The sequence below is a fragment of the Bacillus sp. FSL R5-0709 genome (assembly GCF_038004785.1).
In the GTDB taxonomy this organism is placed as follows: Bacteria; Bacillota; Bacilli; order Bacillales; family Bacillaceae_G; genus Bacillus_A; species Bacillus_A mycoides.
Genome location: NZ_JBBORT010000001.1, coordinates 1,453,164 through 1,471,248, shown reverse-complemented (window position 1 = coordinate 1,471,248; position 18,085 = coordinate 1,453,164). Strand labels below are relative to the sequence as shown.

General features: G+C 36.7%; 20 protein-coding genes. All 20 read right to left on the bottom strand.

What is annotated here, in order from left to right; translation table 11 throughout:
• Window positions 1-11 precede the first annotated feature (11 nt).
• Window positions 12-686: a menaquinol-cytochrome c reductase cytochrome b subunit gene (gene qcrB, locus MKX37_RS07610; protein ID WP_000932700.1), complete on the bottom strand. Its 675-nt coding sequence runs from the start codon at window positions 684-686 to the stop codon at window positions 12-14.
• On the bottom strand, window positions 687-1,199 hold the full coding sequence (qcrA, locus tag MKX37_RS07605; RefSeq protein ID WP_002011835.1) for a menaquinol-cytochrome c reductase iron-sulfur subunit: 513 nt from the start codon (window positions 1,197-1,199) through the stop codon (window positions 687-689).
• 144 nt (window positions 1,200-1,343) lie between these two features.
• The gene (locus tag MKX37_RS07600; protein ID WP_002126440.1) at window positions 1,344-1,799 is read right to left on the bottom strand and encodes a YpiF family protein; all 456 of its coding nucleotides are present in this window, start codon (window positions 1,797-1,799) and stop codon (window positions 1,344-1,346) included.
• Between the two features lie 153 nt (window positions 1,800-1,952).
• Window positions 1,953-2,489, bottom strand: coding sequence for a ReoY family proteolytic degradation factor (locus MKX37_RS07595; RefSeq protein WP_002086615.1), 537 nt, complete (start codon window positions 2,487-2,489; stop codon window positions 1,953-1,955).
• A 73-nt stretch (window positions 2,490-2,562) separates the two neighbouring features.
• A complete protein-coding gene (locus MKX37_RS07590; protein ID WP_002086616.1) occupies window positions 2,563-3,825 on the bottom strand; it encodes a tetratricopeptide repeat protein in 1,263 nt (420 codons plus the stop codon).
• A gap of 107 nt (window positions 3,826-3,932) precedes the next feature.
• Window positions 3,933-5,207 (bottom strand): 3-phosphoshikimate 1-carboxyvinyltransferase, encoded by a 1,275-nt coding sequence (gene aroA / locus MKX37_RS07585; RefSeq protein WP_016092969.1) that lies wholly within the window; start codon window positions 5,205-5,207, stop codon window positions 3,933-3,935.
• Between the two features lie 157 nt (window positions 5,208-5,364).
• Window positions 5,365-6,477, bottom strand: coding sequence for a histidinol-phosphate transaminase (gene hisC, locus MKX37_RS07580; protein ID WP_002188988.1), 1,113 nt, complete (start codon window positions 6,475-6,477; stop codon window positions 5,365-5,367).
• A 116-nt stretch (window positions 6,478-6,593) separates the two neighbouring features.
• Window positions 6,594-7,679 (bottom strand): 3-dehydroquinate synthase, encoded by a 1,086-nt coding sequence (aroB, locus tag MKX37_RS07575; RefSeq protein ID WP_002011826.1) that lies wholly within the window; start codon window positions 7,677-7,679, stop codon window positions 6,594-6,596.
• Entirely contained in the window at window positions 7,679-8,851 is a 1,173-nt protein-coding gene (aroC, locus tag MKX37_RS07570; protein ID WP_002126430.1) for a chorismate synthase, read from the bottom strand. The genes aroB and aroC overlap by 1 nt, the downstream gene beginning before the upstream one ends.
• A 300-nt stretch (window positions 8,852-9,151) precedes the next feature.
• Window positions 9,152-9,598, bottom strand: coding sequence for a nucleoside-diphosphate kinase (gene ndk / locus MKX37_RS07565; protein WP_000415879.1), 447 nt, complete (start codon window positions 9,596-9,598; stop codon window positions 9,152-9,154).
• 124 nt (window positions 9,599-9,722) lie between these two features.
• Window positions 9,723-10,685 (bottom strand): heptaprenyl diphosphate synthase component II, encoded by a 963-nt coding sequence (gene hepT / locus MKX37_RS07560; protein WP_002011823.1) that lies wholly within the window; start codon window positions 10,683-10,685, stop codon window positions 9,723-9,725.
• Between the two features lie 38 nt (window positions 10,686-10,723).
• Entirely contained in the window at window positions 10,724-11,437 is a 714-nt protein-coding gene (gene menG, locus MKX37_RS07555; protein WP_002086620.1) for a 2-heptaprenyl-1,4-naphthoquinone methyltransferase, read from the bottom strand.
• A gap of 29 nt (window positions 11,438-11,466) precedes the next feature.
• Window positions 11,467-12,219: a heptaprenyl diphosphate synthase component 1 gene (locus MKX37_RS07550; RefSeq protein ID WP_002030763.1), complete on the bottom strand. Its 753-nt coding sequence runs from the start codon at window positions 12,217-12,219 to the stop codon at window positions 11,467-11,469.
• Window positions 12,220-12,490: 271 nt separating this feature from the next.
• The gene (gene folE / locus MKX37_RS07545; RefSeq protein WP_002011819.1) at window positions 12,491-13,060 is read right to left on the bottom strand and encodes a GTP cyclohydrolase I FolE; all 570 of its coding nucleotides are present in this window, start codon (window positions 13,058-13,060) and stop codon (window positions 12,491-12,493) included.
• A 121-nt stretch (window positions 13,061-13,181) separates the two neighbouring features.
• Window positions 13,182-13,454, bottom strand: coding sequence for an HU family DNA-binding protein (locus MKX37_RS07540; RefSeq protein ID WP_001043860.1), 273 nt, complete (start codon window positions 13,452-13,454; stop codon window positions 13,182-13,184).
• 298 nt (window positions 13,455-13,752) lie between these two features.
• On the bottom strand, window positions 13,753-15,231 hold the full coding sequence (spoIVA, locus tag MKX37_RS07535) for a stage IV sporulation protein A (RefSeq protein WP_000416521.1): 1,479 nt from the start codon (window positions 15,229-15,231) through the stop codon (window positions 13,753-13,755).
• Window positions 15,232-15,473: 242 nt separating this feature from the next.
• Entirely contained in the window at window positions 15,474-16,187 is a 714-nt protein-coding gene (locus MKX37_RS07530) for a hypothetical protein (RefSeq protein ID WP_002126422.1), read from the bottom strand.
• Window positions 16,188-16,252: 65 nt separating this feature from the next.
• The gene (locus MKX37_RS07525) at window positions 16,253-16,456 is read right to left on the bottom strand and encodes a DUF2768 domain-containing protein (RefSeq protein WP_002011815.1); all 204 of its coding nucleotides are present in this window, start codon (window positions 16,454-16,456) and stop codon (window positions 16,253-16,255) included.
• Between the two features lie 227 nt (window positions 16,457-16,683).
• Window positions 16,684-16,935: a stage VI sporulation protein F gene (locus tag MKX37_RS07520; protein ID WP_000369753.1), complete on the bottom strand. Its 252-nt coding sequence runs from the start codon at window positions 16,933-16,935 to the stop codon at window positions 16,684-16,686.
• A 116-nt stretch (window positions 16,936-17,051) separates the two neighbouring features.
• Entirely contained in the window at window positions 17,052-18,074 is a 1,023-nt protein-coding gene (locus MKX37_RS07515) for an NAD(P)H-dependent glycerol-3-phosphate dehydrogenase (RefSeq protein ID WP_002011813.1), read from the bottom strand.
• Window positions 18,075-18,085: the final 11 nt, after the last annotated feature.

Below are 18,085 nucleotides of genomic sequence, written 5' to 3'. Positions count from 1 at the left end.
TTAGCAATCTCTTATAGCGGACCGGAAATACCTTGTTTGCGAATCATGATGAAGTGGAAGGCCATTAAACCTAGAAGTGCTGCTGGTAAGAAGAAGACGTGAATAGCAAAGAAGCGAGTTAATGTTTGAGCGCCAACGATTTCGGAATGACCAGCGAGTAATGTTTTAATATAAGGACCAATGAGCGGCGTTTGCTCTGCAATTTGAATCCCTACTTTCGTAGCAAATAACGCTTTCATATCCCACGGTAATAAATATCCGGTAAAACCAAGACCTAACATAACAAAGAAAATAAGAACACCAACAATCCAGTTTAACTCACGAGGCTTTTTATACGCACCTTGGAAGAAAACTCTGAGTGTATGTAAAAACATCATTACAATTACGAGACTAGCACCCCAGTGATGCATACCACGAACAATTTGCCCGTAAGCTACTTCATTTTGTAAATAATAAACCGACTCCCAAGCATTTTTAATATCCGGCACATAATACATCGTCAAAAACATTCCGGACAAAATTTGAATTACTGTAACGAAAAAGGTAAGTCCTCCAAAGCAATAGACGAATGCAGAAAAGTGATGTGCCGGGTTAACATGCTCAGGTACTTCATGATCAGCGATATCACGCCATATCGGTGTAATATCTAAACGTTCGTCCACCCAATCATAAATTTTATTTAGCATCTACTTTGCACCCCCTCTTGGCTTCGCTTTTCCTAAATACAGCGTTCCATCTTTCACTTTAGACTCGTACACATCAAGCGGAGCAAGAGGCGGTGTGCCTTTAATGTTCATCCCATCTTTTGTGTAACGTCCCCCGTGACACGGGCAAAAGAATTGATTAGGATGTGCTTTGTCCGAATTCCAGTTCACTGTGCAACCTAAATGTTTACATACTGGAGAAAACGCAACAATTTCTCCACTTTCATCTTTATGCACCCAAGCAGATTTTGGCTCTTCAGACTTGTACCACCCGTCAACCTGCTTCACCTTAAAATCGAAGCGCTTCGGCTCTGTTGTAATATCCTTTACTTGTCCAACAGCAACCATATCTGTTCCCGCTTCTTTTCTTAACACCGGATCAAGCGCAAACCTCGTCATCGGCATTAAAATACCCGCCGCCATAAAGCCTCCTACCCCTGTAAGTGTGTAATTTAAAAACTGTCTTCTTGACACACGATGTTCTTTCTCGCTCACGAAAATTTCCCCCCTCTATCAGAAATTGTCCCCTCGTGAAAAAATTATATAAAAAATAAAAACTAGGACACTATCATGATATAATACCCTCTTGTATAGGTCAATATCATACTACTCATAATAATAAGAACTTTCTGTTTATTATTATTTTATCCATCTTTCTTCCAACATTTCCATAATATTTTTTATGTGTGCACGAATAACTTCCCTTTTCGCTTGGTCACTAAATTGGTCTAATGATAACGATGGAAACCAAAATAAATCACCCTGCACATCTCTCATATCTTCTTTCCATGAAAAGTCACTTGTCACATAGGCAATATGCTTAAAACCTTGCCTTTGCAAATGATCTGTCCATTCTTGCAAACGGTCTTTTTCATTCTTTTGGCTCTCTACCAAATACGTAAATGCGGGCAGTAAAAGCACTCTTCCTTTATACTCCCTTTCCAACTCCATACTCAAAGCCTCAATAAATTCACCTTGCTCTACAACCATTTTCATCCCTTTTGCTGCCGAAATAGACAAAAGGGGTATAATCCCTGTATCTACATACTCCCTCGCTTGCTCAAACTGTTCTACATCTTTTACAATCCATTTCACCTTTTCTCCCCTCCTCCATTTGAAATAACAGAACTTTCACTTTATATATATTAAACCATACTAAAAGAGGTAAAAAAAGAAAAACTACCTATTATTAAGTAGTTTTTCTTAAAAAGTCTGAATTTCGTAAAGATTACATAATCAAAATGAATTCTATAAAATCTTCAACTCTGCTGTTAACCTATGAAATGCTTCCTTATCTTGCTTATCCAAAGCTTCATCAATTTGTTTCAAAAGACGTTCTCTTCTAAATGAGAATACACTTTCTTCTAAAAATCGTTCTGCAAGCAATCGATCTTTTTCATTCACTTCAATATGCTTTGGCAAATATGGGTTTTCTTCTAATACAGCTACATAGTTTGCATTTTGGAACGATGATTTAAAATTAAGCTGAATATAAATATCCTCATCTCGATTCAAACGAATATCATGAAACGATTTTTCTGCATCTGTTGTCATTACATTTTGTTTGAAAAAGTGAAACGGTGTGTCTTTCACACAATTTGCTGACATTACTAAGCCACGCGGACAATATTTTGCATGTTCTACGAAGTGGACTTTATGCATTAATTGATCGTGACTCATTAAATAATTCAAAATCCATACACATTCACGCTGTTTCAGTTGGTAATTATTCAAAAACCATTTTACAAAATCCTTCTTCTCGTTTACAGAAACAGGGGTATTCATAGCGATTAAGTCCCTCCTCTGTCTTTCTCTTTTCTTTTTAGATTCAAGAAGCGGCATTCAGTTTCCTTCCAACTTATGAAAAATCCTCTAAATTATATAACAATTCTTCAATATGAATTTGTGTCGGGTCTAGTTGTATTAACTGCGTAAATACTTCTTTCGCCTCTTTTCGCATTCCTTCTTCTAATAAGAAATAACCGTACTCTTCCAAGAAATCTGGATGATTCTTAAAAGAAGTATATGCACTTTCATAGTGTTTTAATGCATCCGAATACATTTCTAATTGTTTTTTTGCAAATGCAAGATCCCAAAGTAGTTGTGTATCTGGTTCTCCACTGTCAATTGCACGCTCTACAACTGCAATTAGCTCTTCGTATTTCTCTTGTTCTTTTAAAATATACGCATATTTTAATATCGCACCTAAATGTCCCGGATCTAGCTCCAGCGCTTTTTGAAGCACTTCTTCTGCCTCCGCTATTTTACCTAATTTCGCCGCAATATTCGCTAATTCTACATAGAAAGGAACAGACAGCTCATCTACTTTAATTCCTTCTTGAAGTGTTTCATAGCTTTCTTGAAGCATGCCTTCTTTTTCATAGCTTTTCGCTAAATACATGTATAACGATGCGTATTCAGGATCTAATTCTTTTAATTCTTGCCAAGCACCAATTGCTCTTTGATATTCTTCTCCTTGGTATAATGTGAAGGCATATCCAAATAATGAGTGAATATCTTTTTGCTCTTCTAACCCCGCTTCATAGTAAGAGATTGCCTCTTCCCAGTTTCCAATAGCACTTAAAGTTTCTGCTAGACGAAGCGCAATGACAACACCACCCATAACTTTATGTTCTGCTAGTAACGATTCATAATAAGTGATCGCCTTTTGCTCTTCACCTTTACTACTATATAATTCTGCTAACCCAAACGTAATAACAGGTTCGTCTGGCATCATTTCTTTCGCCTTTAATAGTTTTTGTTCTGCTACATCATCAAAACCTTGCATTTGGAATAAATCCGCTACAAGTAATAACGATTGAACATATAAATCATCGTTTTCTGGAATATCATGAAGCACTTCAATCGCTTCATCTTCTTTATCTAAATCAATATATAATTCTGCTAAAAATACCGTAAACTCACTTTCTTCCGGATATAGCAAGCGTAAGTCTTCAGTAATTGCTAACGCCTCATCCATAAACCCAAGTGTATGATAGTAACGAGCGATATCATACTTCTCTTCATCATTAGCAACTCGTAGTTGTTCTTTTAATAATTGTAATCCTTTTTCTGCTTCACCGTTTTCAATATAAGAAACAGCCTGTTCAAACTTTTGCATAAACGTCTCCTTTAATTCAAAAAATATTCTCTTCTGTTCATTTATCATAAGCAACTAGGTGTAAGAACGCAACCTTTTGAGTGAACTACCTCTTCCTATACTTTCTCTCATAGCGCAGCTAATTGTTCGAAAAATTCCGGATACGATACAGCGACCGCATCACTATTCTCTATTTTCACTTCTCCATCTATAATACACGATGCGATTGCAAGCATCATCCCAATACGATGATCGCCGTGACTATTAACAGTATTTCCTTTTAAACTTTGTTTACCATATATAATCATACCATCTGGTGTAGCTTCAATCTTCGCACCTAATTTGCCTAATTCATCTACAACCGTATCGATACGATTTGTTTCTTTTACTTTTAACTCCTCAGCGTTTTTAATAACAGTAATTCCTTCTGCCTGCGTTGCTAATAAAGCAATTACAGGAATTTCATCAATTAATCTTGGAATAAGAGTTCCACCAATTTCTATTCCTTTTAGTTTAGATGTTTCAATCGTAATATCCCCGCACGGTTCAAACTCTTCATTTCTAATATGATCGATAGAAATAAGTGCACCCATCTTTGTTAATACATCTAAAACCCCTGTTCTCGTCGGATTTAAACCAACATTTTCCAATACAAGCTTACTATTTTGGACAATTGCACCAGCTACTAAGAAAAATGCCGCCGAAGAAATATCCCCTGGAACTTCTATGTCTGCACCTTTAAGTTGTTGTCCACCTTGTAATGAAACAGTCCGTCCATTAACATCTACGGTACAACCGAATGCACGCAACATTCTTTCCGTATGATCACGAGATTGCATAGGCTCTGTTACCGTAGTAATCCCTTCCCCTTGCAAACCCGCAAGTAAAACTGCTGACTTCACTTGTGCGCTTGCTACTGGTGAATGGTAATGCATACCTTTTACCTTACCACCGCGAATAGATAACGGTGTATATTGTCCGTTTTCTCTACCATCAATTTGAGCATTCATCTGACTAAGCGGGTCTGTAACACGTTTCATAGGACGTTTTCCAATTGATGCATCACCAATTATCGTACTATGGAACGGCGTATTTGCTAAAATCCCAAGCATAAGACGAATAGTCGTCCCTGAATTCCCCACATCTAATACTTCTTTCGGTTCTTGTAAATTATGTAATCCTTTACCGTAAATCGTGACATCGTTACCAAACTGTTCAATCTGGACACCTAGTTTTTGAAAACATGCAATTGTACTTAAACAATCTTCTCCTAATAAAAAATTTGATACTTTCGTCGTCCCTTCCGCTATCGCTCCAAACATAACAGAGCGATGCGAAATAGATTTATCTCCTGGAACAACAATTTTCCCATTCAAACTATTTTTTCGTCCTACTAGTTTCAAACTGTATCCTCCTCACATTTTAAATAAGTTATATGTACAATAGTTCTTCTTATACGTCTACTTCTATTGTAACGTTTTCTTTCTTGAACGTGCAAACAACTCCCCTTATTGCAGTTCAAATGAAAAAGGCTCCTGTAACAGGAGCCTCCACCATTTCTTAAGAATACGTTTCTTCTTTCTTCACTTGTTCTTTTACAAGTTCCGTAAGTAATTCAATAATCTCATCATTTTCTTCTTTTAATCCAACAGTAATACGAATACCATCATGCATACCAAATGCTGCACCAGAACGAACGATATATCCTTTTTTCATTAATCGTTCGAAAGCTTCATTACCAGGTATACCAAGTTTCAAGAAAATGAAATTCGTTTGAGATGGATAGTAGAATACGTTATATTCCTTACAAAATGCATAATATTGATTTAATCCTCCGGCATTTTTCTTCACACACTCTTGTAAAAACTGTTGATCCTCTATTGCCGCTAATGCTACCGCTTGGGCGATAGTTGATGTGTTAAATGGTAGTCTTGCTACCTCTAGCTGCCCAATAAGCTTTGCATCACCAATCGCATATCCAATACGAAAAGCAGCTAATCCATATGCTTTTGAGAATGTGCGTAGCACCATAAGATTTTCGTACTTTTCAAGAAGAGGTAATGTTTGCGGATAATCTTCTGCCCCAGCATATTCATAATATGCTTCGTCCATAATAACGAGCGCTGACTTTGGAACTGATTCTAAAAATGAAAGTAATTTTTGTTTTTCTACATATGTACCTGTCGGATTATTCGGATTACAAACCCATACAATCTTCGTTTTCTCATCTACTTGTTGTAACATTGCATCTAAATCGTGAATGCCATCTTTAAGTGGTACTTCACGAACTTCTGCTCCTTCAATAACAGCATGGTGATGGTATTGCGAGAACGTAGGGTTCGCCATTACAACATTTGTTCCATTATGTAGCAAAGCACGACTAATCATTTGAATGACTTCATCTAGCCCACTACCAAATAAAAGTTGTTCCGCTTTTACACCTAAATGCTCTGCTACTTTCTCACGAAGCTCAAATGCCGCCCCGTCTGGATAGAGTGCATATTGATTAGCTAACGAAGTTAATGCTTCTGTCACACGCGCAGAGCAGCCAAACGGATTTTCATTCGATGCTAGTTTTACAATTTTTGACAATCCGTATTCTCTTTTTACTTCCTCAATATTTTTCCCAGGTACATATGCTCTCAAAGTTAACAATTGCTCTTTTACTCTCACTTTTCTTCCCCCAGTCATTGATATGATTTATAATGTCTTACTGTCATCTTTAATCATAACCGTCACCATTACGAGAATACCTTTAAATATGCATTTCATACCTGTTCTATGACTTTTTACACCATATCCTTTTGAAATGCTTCTAACGCAATATGAACAGTCTCATCTGAAATAGATACGACATTCACTCCCCCATATTCCTGCATAAGCACCATATGAATTGTTCCAGCATTTGCTTTTTTATCTTGTTTCATCAACTGAACGAGACGTTCTACATTCAAGTCACTTGGCATTTTTGGATAACCGTATTTCAAGAACCACTGCTTCATTTCTTCATAAGAAAGATCAACTTTGTACACTTGCTCACTTAAAAACATAGCAAATAGCATGCCAACCGCTACTCCATCACCGTGAGTAATATTCCCATATCCTAACTCTTTTTCAAGAGCATGTCCTAACGTATGCCCAAAATTCAAATGGGCACGTACACCTTTTTCTGTTTCATCTTGCGACACAATATTCGCTTTCACAGGAATCGCCTTCGTTAATATATGAATTAACTTTTCATCACGAAGATCCGTTAACGTTTGCACTTCTTCTTTTAACCAATGATATAGCTCTACATCACCAATAAGAGCATGCTTTATCACTTCTGCATAACCTGATCGCCACTCTTTTTCAGGAAGTGAATGTAAAAATGGCGTATGATATACAACAGCTTCTGGCTGATGAAACGCTCCAATCATATTTTTTCCTAGTGGATGGTTAATTGCTACTTTCCCGCCTACTGCGCTATCGTGAGCTAATAAAGTCGTTGGAACTTGGACAAAGCGAATACCACGCATAAACGACGCGGCAACAAATCCAGCCAAATCTCCAATCATTCCGCCTCCAAGTGCGATGATTAAAGAATTTCTATCTAATTTATTTTCAAGAGCCGAAGTGTGAGCCTCATAGAAATTTTCAAAAGACTTCTCTTTTTCGCCACTCGGTACAACAAACGAAAATACTTTTTGCTCTACTTGCAATGCATCAACAACTGTCTGTAAATGCAGTGATGCAACAGCTTCATCAGAAATGATCATTATGTTAGATACTGCAGGATTCATTTTTTGAATAAGCGTTGTTAAGTGTGACAACGCCTCCCTTCCAACATGTACATCATATTCTTTTGATTTCGTTTGAATATGTATGTTCTCCATTAAAATCCCCTCGCATATTCATTATGTTTCTCAATATTTTCACGTATAAGATCGATACGATCTAATCCAAATTGTTCAATTAAAGCTGTTGCGAGCTCCCAAGCCACAACAGCTTCAGCCACAACGCTAGCTGCTGGCACTGCACAACTATCTGAACGTTCAATACTCGCTGTAAAAGGTTCTTTCGTATCAATATCAACACTTTGAAGCGGTTTATATAATGTCGGTATCGGTTTCATAACACCGCGCACAACAACCGGCATACCAGTTGTCATGCCACCTTCTAATCCACCTGCATTGTTCGTTTGTCTTCTGTACCCTTGCACTTCATCCCAAAGGATTTCATCATGCACTTCACTTCCAGGTCTATGTGCTGCTTCAAAACCAATTCCAATTTCAACACCTTTAAAAGCGTTAATACTCATAATTGCCGCTGCTAATTTTGCATCTAATTTTCTATCATAATGTACATAGCTACCTACTCCAATTGGCATTCCTTCTACAACTACTTCAACAATACCACCGATAGAATCACCATTTGCCTTCGCATCATCAATTGCTTGCATCATCTTTTTACCGGCCTCTTCATCTAAACAACGTACAGGAGATGCTTCTGTAGTACTTTGTAATTCCACAATAGAGTTATATTTAATATTTGCTGCCTGTACACCACCAATCTCGATAACATGTCCCGCTACTTGTATACCTAATTCCGCTAATATTTTTTTTGCAACTGCACCAGCTGCAACACGAACTGTCGTTTCACGTGCTGAAGAACGCTCTAATACATTCCTCATATCTCTATGACCATATTTAATCGCACCATTTAAATCTGCGTGTCCAGGTCTAGGTTTCGTAACTTGCCTTTTCATTTCTTTCTCTTCCTGCTCAGTTAACGGCTCTGCACCCATAACCTTTGTCCAATGTGTAAAATCACGATTTTCAACAACAAGTGCAATCGGTGACCCCATCGTCTTCCCATGCCTAACACCACTTACAATTTGCACTTGGTCTTTCTCAATTTGCATGCGTCTACCGCGTCCATATCCTTTTTGTCTTCTAGCTAATTCTTCATTTATATCATTCGCTACTAAAGATACCCCTGCCGGAACACCTTCTAAAATTGTCGTAAGTTGCGGACCGTGGGATTCACCAGCTGTAATATATCGCATACGTTATTCCTCTTTTCGCATATGTATTTATCCCGCTACATAAAGCAGCTATATTATCTTCCATCACTCTTTAAAATACAAAGAAATTATATAGTAAATCGAATGTTTGCTTTCCCTACTTGTAATTGTTCGATTATTTTCATAATAGTAGACCTTTTACTTTACATACCAATATATCATAACAGCCCTAACTTCGTAACTGATCGAAATAAAAAAAGTGCAAGAAGAATACCCCTATTCTTCTCACACTTTTTACTATTATCACAGTTATTAAAGCGTTTACAAATTATTTCAAAATAATTAGTAAATCCATTGATTCATTAATTTTGAGTAGTCTACTAATTCTTCTTCCTTAAAGAAAATAGCAATCTCGCGTTCTGCACTTTCTAAAGAATCCGAACCGTGGATAATGTTTTTCGCAACAGTTACACCGAAATCTCCACGAATTGTTCCAGGAGCAGCTTCATGTGGTCGTGTTTTACCCATCATATTGCGTGCTGTATCTACTACACCTTCACCTTGCCATACCATTGCGAATACAGGACCAGATGTAATAAAGTCTACTAATTCACCAAAGAAAGGTCTTTCTTTATGCTCACCGTAGTGTTGTTCAGCAATTTCCGGAGTAACTTGCATTAATTTTGCACCAACTAATTGAAAGCCCTTTTTCTCAAAACGAGCTACAATTTCCCCAATGAAGGCACGTTGTACACCGTCTGGTTTTACCATTAGAAATGTTTTTTCCATAAAAAATCTCTCCACTTCTGAATTATGTATGTAATTGTATATCCCCACACACATATTAACACCCTTATCACAATTGCGCAATAGTTTTGAAATAGAGAGATTATTTTATTTTTTAGACAAAACACTAAAATTTTCGTTTTCCAATATACTTTGCGACATTTTGCAACGCATACTTCGCCTGTCCACGAGGGAGTGGTTTTATTATTTCTAATGCTTTATGTAAATAACGTTCACTAAACGAAAATGCTTTATCAATAGCTTCGCTCGCTTTAATATCATCAATAATTTCTTTCATTTCACTTGCTGTTGTATTTTCATGCACAGATGTAATTTTTTGACGAAGAACTGGATCTTCCATGGCATACAAAACAGGTAATGTAATGTTACCTTGTAATAAATCACCACCAGCAGGCTTTCCAAGCTTCTCTTCTGTCGATACGAAATCTAAAATATCATCAATAATTTGATAAGACATACCAACAAAATATCCGTACCAAAATAGACGATTTACAGTATCACGATTAGCACCAGCAGCAATCGCTCCCAACTGACAACTTGCGGCGATTAACAATGCTGTTTTTCGTTTTATCCTTCTTAAATACGTTCTTAAATTTTGATCATAGTTATACTTATCTTTAATTTGTTCGATTTCACCTTTACAAACTTCTAAAATTGTATGAGACAACGCTTGATGTGCATCTGGAATTTCTATATTTGTTATACATTCAAGAGACTTCGCAAACAAGTAGTCTCCTGTATACATTGCAATACGATCTCCCCATTTCGCATTCACTGTTGCGCTACCGCGTCGTAAAAACGCAGCATCGATGACATCATCGTGAACAAGCGAAGCCATATGAATTAGTTCTAATGCAACCGCAACATGCTTAATTGCATCTAACTTATAATCCCCAAATTTCCCTGCAAGCAAAACAAAAACAGGGCGAATCCGCTTCCCACCTGCTTCAATAAGCTGTAATGCCGCTTCTTCTACTAACGGCTGCTCAGAAGCAACTGTCTTCTTCAATTCTTTTTCTATAACATTAATATCCGATCGTAAAAAAGAGTACATAAGTTGTAACTTCATATTGTTCACCTTAACCTAAAACGTCTTTTTTCTATTTTCTATTTTGATTCTGGTTTAATACCTAAATGCATAGCTGCTACACCAAAAGTAAATGGTTTCACTTGCACATTCTTAAGCCCAGCTTCTTCAAACATACGTGCTAACTCTTTCATCCCTGGGAATGTACTAGCAGATTCCTGAAGCCATGAATATTCTTTATAACTTTTCGCAAACATCTTTCCAAATAACGGCATGATATATTTAAAGTATAAGACATATCCTTGACGAAAACCTATCATCGTTGGTTGAGATGTTTCCAGGCAAATTACTTTTCCACCAGGCTTTACTACACGCGTCATTTCTTTTAATACTTGCATATAATCCGGAACGTTACGTAACCCAAAACCAATCGTTACATAATCAAACGTATTATCTTCATAAGGAAGTTCCATTGCATTTCCATGCATAAGTTCTACTTGCTTTAATTCTAAAGCTTCTACCTTTTGTTTACCGACAGCTAGCATATTTTCGCTAAAGTCTAAACCGTAAACCTTCCCATCTTCACCTACAGCTCCCGCTAGTGCAATTGTCCAATCTGCCGTCCCGCAGCATACGTCAAGTGCCTTACTCCCGGGTTTCACATCCATAATTCGCATCGTTTCTTTGCGCCATGCCTTATGCCTTTGAAAACTAATTACAGAATTCATCACATCGTATTTATCAGAAATTTTCTCAAATACGTCATGTACTCTTTCTTCTTTTGATTGTTGCATGCTCGTACCTTCTTCCAATGTAAAGTTGCTTATGTCCTTGATTTATCTCTTAACATAGAAATTATCTCATTAACTTCTGTATGATTCTCTAAAAAATTTTCTTCTTGCTTTCTCATTTCCATAAGCCATTCATTAATAACTGTTTCCAAATTTTTATCATCATCCAATGAGATTTTTTGGACTGCTTGAAAAACAGGTGAATTTTGTTTATCAGCATACAATTGACACTCTTTTTGAAGACGATTTTTTCCTAACACATAAGTTATATATGGTTTCCAATTAGATAACTGAAAATGATCACATGTTTTTTGCAAAAGCGCAGATTCAATTATTACTACACTTTCCATTATGTCTTGAATCGTCACATGTGCTTTTTGATACAGCATAATTTTATGTTCATTAATCTCCTTAATTCCTTCAGCAAGTGCACGAATTAAGATAATATCACAATTCATTGACAATAAGTAATAGTATAGACCACTATAATAATCCCCTGCAAGAACTGTCAATTGACGACGCTTATGGAATCCACTCGTCTCTTCGTTTGCTTTATTTGATACTTTTTCATGTGTATCAAGAGCAATTTGTACAAGCATAATCGTTACGACATAATGATCAATTTGTTCTTTATGTATATTTGCACTTTTTAATGCACCGTATAACAGCGCTATTTTTTCTTCATCAATAAATGGTTCTTCAATATAGTTTATAAAATAAGGATGGCGTAATTTCTCCATCAATTTCTCTTTAATACCCGCATACCCTCCGTAGATGTCACACACAAAAAATCACCCTTGTTTTCTAATTCATAAAATTTATTATAACACATACATTCTATTTTCTATAATCAAAACTTGGCTACTTCTGCCAAACTGCCACCGAATAAAGCCTCAACTTTTATTCATACAAGTTATCTTCGTCTCTAACAACTACAAACATTCATTTACACAAAAGGCAGAAGTAATTTTCAACCTTTATATTCTTGCTCTTTAACATTAAAACTATATCATTTTTTTGTATATAAAAAAAAGAAAAGCAGTTTCCCGCTCTTCTTTAATTCGTCTTAATAAACGATAAAATTTCACTACGTGCTGCTGCATCATTTTCTAACACGCCGCGCACTGCAGTCGTTACTGTTTTCGCACCAGGCTTTTTCACACCACGCATCGTCATACACATATGCTCTGCTTCTACTACTACCATTACACCATGCGGCTCTAGTACTTCCATAATAGAGTTAGCTACTGTTGATGTAATACGTTCTTGTAGTTGCGGACGACGCGCAATTGTGTCTACAGTACGAGCTAATTTACTTAGTCCCGTTACTTTTCCACCTTGCGGAATATATGCAACGTGAGCAACTCCATAAAACGGAACAAGATGATGCTCACACATCGAATAGAATGGTATATCTTTTACTAGCACAAGCTCTTCGTGGTCTTCTCCGAATACTTTGTGTAAATGCTCTTTCGGATCCTCATGCATTCCTGAGAATACTTCTGCGTACATTTTCGCAACACGTTTCGGTGTATCAAGTACTCCCTCGCGATTTGGGTCATCTCCGATTGCCTCTAAAATAAGACGTACTGCATGTTCAATTTGTTCTAAATTAACTTTTGCCATCCGCTAGCCCTCCCGAAAAACCTAAAAGTGATACGAACACATTCTAGCATATTTATGTTTTTAAAAGCAAAAAGAAGAGTTTCCAAAAAGGAAACTCTTCTTCCCTGTTAATATGTAAGGATTATTTAACCGCATCTTTTAACGCTTTACCAGGTTTGAATGCAGGTACTTTACTTGCAGCGATTTCAATCTCCTCACCTGTTTGTGGGTTACGACCTTTACGAGCCGCACGCTCACGAACTTCGAAGTTACCGAATCCGATTAGTTGTACTTTATCACCTTGTTTTAAAGCTTCTAAGATAGAATCAAAAACAGCGTCCACTGCTTTTGTTGCGTCCTTTTTAGAAAGGGAACTTGCTTCTGCAACAGCATTGATTAAATCTGTCTTGTTCATGCCATTCACCTCCTCCCAAAGATAAGACTGTATAATGATCATAAAATGAGTCTTACTTTCATTTGTAGGCAATTTTTACAAATTCTATACTACAAAGATGTAGATAAATCATTATCAACGCCTATATTATACGATTCTCCTTTATAATTCAATATTTTTAAGGAAATTGTTACTCTAAAAATGTGAAATTCTGATGAAACTTGACAATTTACAACAAAATATTAGATAATGACTGTTTATTTTTCTATTACGTACTCAAAAAGAAAAAAATCCCTCTGCAATTAGAGGGATTTTTTTCTTATAATATAATCGCAATTAATCCGCCAGATCCTTCATTAATAATTCTTTCTAGCGTTTCTTTTAATTTATAACGAGCGTTTTCTGGCATTAGAGATAACTTCGCTTGAATTCCTTCTCTAACAATAGAGCTAAGAGAGCGCCCAAATATATCAGAATTCCAAATTGATAGCGGGTCATCTTCAAAATCTTGCATCAAGTAACGAACTAGTTCTTCACTTTGTTTTTCAGTACCGATAATTGGTTCAAATGTTGATTCTACATCCACTTTAATCATATGAATAGACGGCGCAACCGCTTTTAATTTAACACCGAACCTTGAGCCGTGACGAATAATTTCCGGTTCATCTAAGCTCATATCAGCTAATGCAGGCGCTGCTACTCCATATCCGGTTTGTTTTACCATCCGCAAGGCATCCGCCACTTGGTCATATTCTGTTTTCGCATGAGATAAATCGAGCATAAGCTTTAATAAATGATCTTTCCCTCGAATCTCTACTCCTACTACTTCTTTTAAAATTTGATCATACAATTCATCTGGCGCATATAAATCAATCTCTGCCACACCTTGCCCCATATCGATGCCAGCTAGACTCGCTCGATCAATAAATTCATATTGACTAAACTGCCAAACGACACGGTCCACATCACGAAGACGTTTTATATCCTTTACAGTCTCTTGAACCGCTTCCTGATAACTTTGGCGTAACCAATGCCCTTCATTTAGTACCATTACCCAGCTCGGAAGGTTTACATTCACTTCTAAAACCGGGAACTCGAATAATGCTTCTCGCAGTACGTTATACACATCTGTTTCTCTTAAACTCTCTACACTCATCGCAATTACTGGGATATCATATTCTTCTGATAAACTTTGACGTAACTGCTCCGTATCTGGATGGTATGGCTGTACAGTATTGATAATCATAATGAAAGGCTTTCCTACTTCTTTTAACTCATTTACAACGCGTTCTTCTGCCTCTATATAATCTCTTCTTGGAATTTCACCAATTGTTCCATCTGTTGTAATAACGACACCAATTGTTGAATGCTCTTGAATTACTTTACGTGTTCCGATTTCTGCAGCTTCATGGAATGGAATAGGCTCTTCATACCAAGGAGTATTAATCATGCGCGGACCATTCTCATCTTCATAGCCTTTTGCTCCTGGAACCGTATATCCAACACAATCTACTAATCGAATATTCACTTCAAGACCTTCATCTACTTCGATAGAAACCGCTTGGTTTGGAACAAACTTCGGTTCCGTCGTCATTATTGTACGACCAGCAGCACTTTGAGGCAGTTCATCCTGCGCTCTTTGACGGTCTGACTCATTTTCAATATTGGGAATAACAACAAGTTCCATAAATTTTTTAATAAATGTTGATTTCCCTGTTCGAACAGCTCCTACAACTCCAAAATAAATATCACCGCCTGTGCGTTCCGCAATATCTTTAAAAATATCTACCTTTTCCAAGTGATTCCCTCCCTCAATATTTTTGGGAATAATTCCACGTTTATAGTCAACTAATACCTTCTCTAATGTTGCCTATAATATCTGATATAATATAATGGTATTCTAGAAGTTCGGACAATATATCATATAATTTTGTCCAATTTCATATGACTATTTAAAAATACCTTTTGTTTGCATCGCAAGTTGTATAACATAAAAAACCTTTCTTCTAGAACTTATTCACTAAAAGAAAGGTTCATGACTTATGATTTTAAAAAAATTGGTTCTCCATTTTTTACTGTGTACGGCAAAGAATATGCAGGAACAAACGGGGAATCCTTCGATAGTATACTCCGGATATCTTCACCTTCTTTAAATTGTCCTTCATTTTTTTTCAACGCTTCATATAAGTCGATTCTATAATCAACAAACAATTCTCCTTTTTCATTAATTACAAGAGGGAGACCTTTTCCTGAGTACGGACTTGTCACTTGTGGTACATCTTTATATCCTAGTTTTTTGAAGTCTAATTCATAAACACCATCTGTAATCACTTTTTTAAAAGGTGGATATTGATGTTCATCACGATACATCCTTAGCTTCAATGCCACTTCTTGAATTTGTTCCGCCATTCTCACATCAATTAACTTTACTGTCGGATTTTTTTCAACATCTATTAATACATATTGATATACCCCACCACTTTCATACGCATTCCCTGGCGCCTCTTGTATGTACCTTGGAGCAATTTTTTGAAAATCAATTGGATACTTCTGATAAATCGGCGTACTCATATCACGCGTCTTAATTGGTAATAAACCATCCGTTTGCTCCTTATATGTATTAATGGCTTTTTGCACAACTTGCAACTGGTCTTCATAAGGAATAGCACTTTGTTTCATATTTTCTCTTGGATACATACACCCTGTTAAAATGCTCATGCAACAAAATATTAAAATAATATGGATTTTTTTCACTGACAATCACCTTTTCATGCTAGTATGGACTGTTGCTTTTGTAACATTTACCGACTACACATCCTTTATTGCTCAATAGGGCCACTAAATACAACAAGGAAAATAACAATTCCCGATACAATCATGAGGGTGTACGCCACTAAAGCTGTAATCCCTTTCAAAAATTTATTCTTCATTTTATGCCTACTCAATAAAATAAAACTTACTGCAAGAAACATAAATCCAATTGCCCCTAAAGCAAACCACATTTTCATAAGTCCTTCCGACATATATACACCCCTTTACTTTCAATCTATTTTTATACTATTTTAACAAATTAAAATCTTTAAACAAATAAAAATCATCATTTTTCCGTGAATTGATGATTTTTATTTAAAATAATAAAACCGAAGCACGAAATGATGCGCTTCGGTTGACCAAATATACCCTTAACAGCTCTATTCCCATTCTTTCATAACTATCATATGCATTCTCTAAACTCTTTGTTTCTCATAATTTATTTTTTAAACATTTTACTTAACGAACCAAAATCCGCCGGCATATTATTGTTAATAATCGCTTTTACAATTTGATCCTCTTGCTCTTTCGGCACTTCGCGTCCTGCCATTAGAGCAACTTGATGAATCAATTGGCGAAGCACTGTCTCATCACGTAAGTTCGCATTTTGAACAGACGACGCTAATTTAAAAATATCTTCTTTGTTCACTTTCGCTTCTTTTTCAATGTTATTAAAAATGTTGTTATCCATTCTTTTCACCCTCTCCTCAAGTTACTCTTCATCCTATGCAGAGATGAAAAATTGGTGAAAAGACCCATAAAAAATAAAAAACGGTAGAAGTACGAAATGTACTTCTACCGCTTTCTTTATAACAAATCAGGTATCGCTTCAACTTCATGTTTTCGAACACGTCCCATCAATGAGCCTACTGCATCTTTCACATTATTCCCATTGAACAGCACGTCATATAAAGCAGCTGTAATCGGCATTTCAACTTCCATTTTCTCTGCCAATTCATGAGCAGCTTTCGTTGTTCTTACACCTTCTACAACCATACCCATACTTTCTAGCACTTCTTCTAAAGAGTGCCCTTTTCCAAGCATATTTCCAGCGCGCCAATTTCGGCTATGCACACTTGTACAAGTTACAATTAAGTCTCCCATACCAGTTAGACCAGCAAACGTTAACGGATTTCCGCCCATTTTTCTTCCTAAACGAGCAATCTCTGTTAAACCACGTGTCATTAATGCCGCTTTCGCATTATCACCTAATCCAAGCCCGTCAGATATCCCCGCAGCTAGTGCAATAATATTTTTTAAAGCACCACCAAGTTCAACTCCAACGATATCTGGGTTTGTATATACACGGAAATAGCTATTCATAAACAAATCTTGTACTCCCTCAGCCGCTTCCATACGCTTCGCTGCAGACGTAACAGTTGTCGCTTGACGCAATCCAACTTCTTCAGCGTGACTCGGCCCAGATAGTACAACAACATCCTTAATCAAGCTCTCTGGAATTTCTTCCTCAATCACTTCCGAAATACGTTTTGACGTACCTGGTTCGATTCCTTTACTTGCATGAATCCAAGTAATTGGCTCTGTAACAATTTCTTTCATCTCTTGCAATACGTCTCGGTACGCTTTCGTCGGTACTACTAGCAGTACTGTATTTACATCTACTAATGCTTCTTCTAAAGAAGAGTAGGCTACGATTGTGCTTGGCAATGTAATCCCTGGAAGATATCTACTGTTCTCACGCTTCGTATTAATTTCATTCATGAGTTCAGGACGGTTTCCCCAAATACGTACATCATGCCCATTGTCAGCTAATACCATCGCTAACGCTGTTCCCCAGCTACCTGCTCCTATTACTGTGATTTTTGTCATAAAATCACATC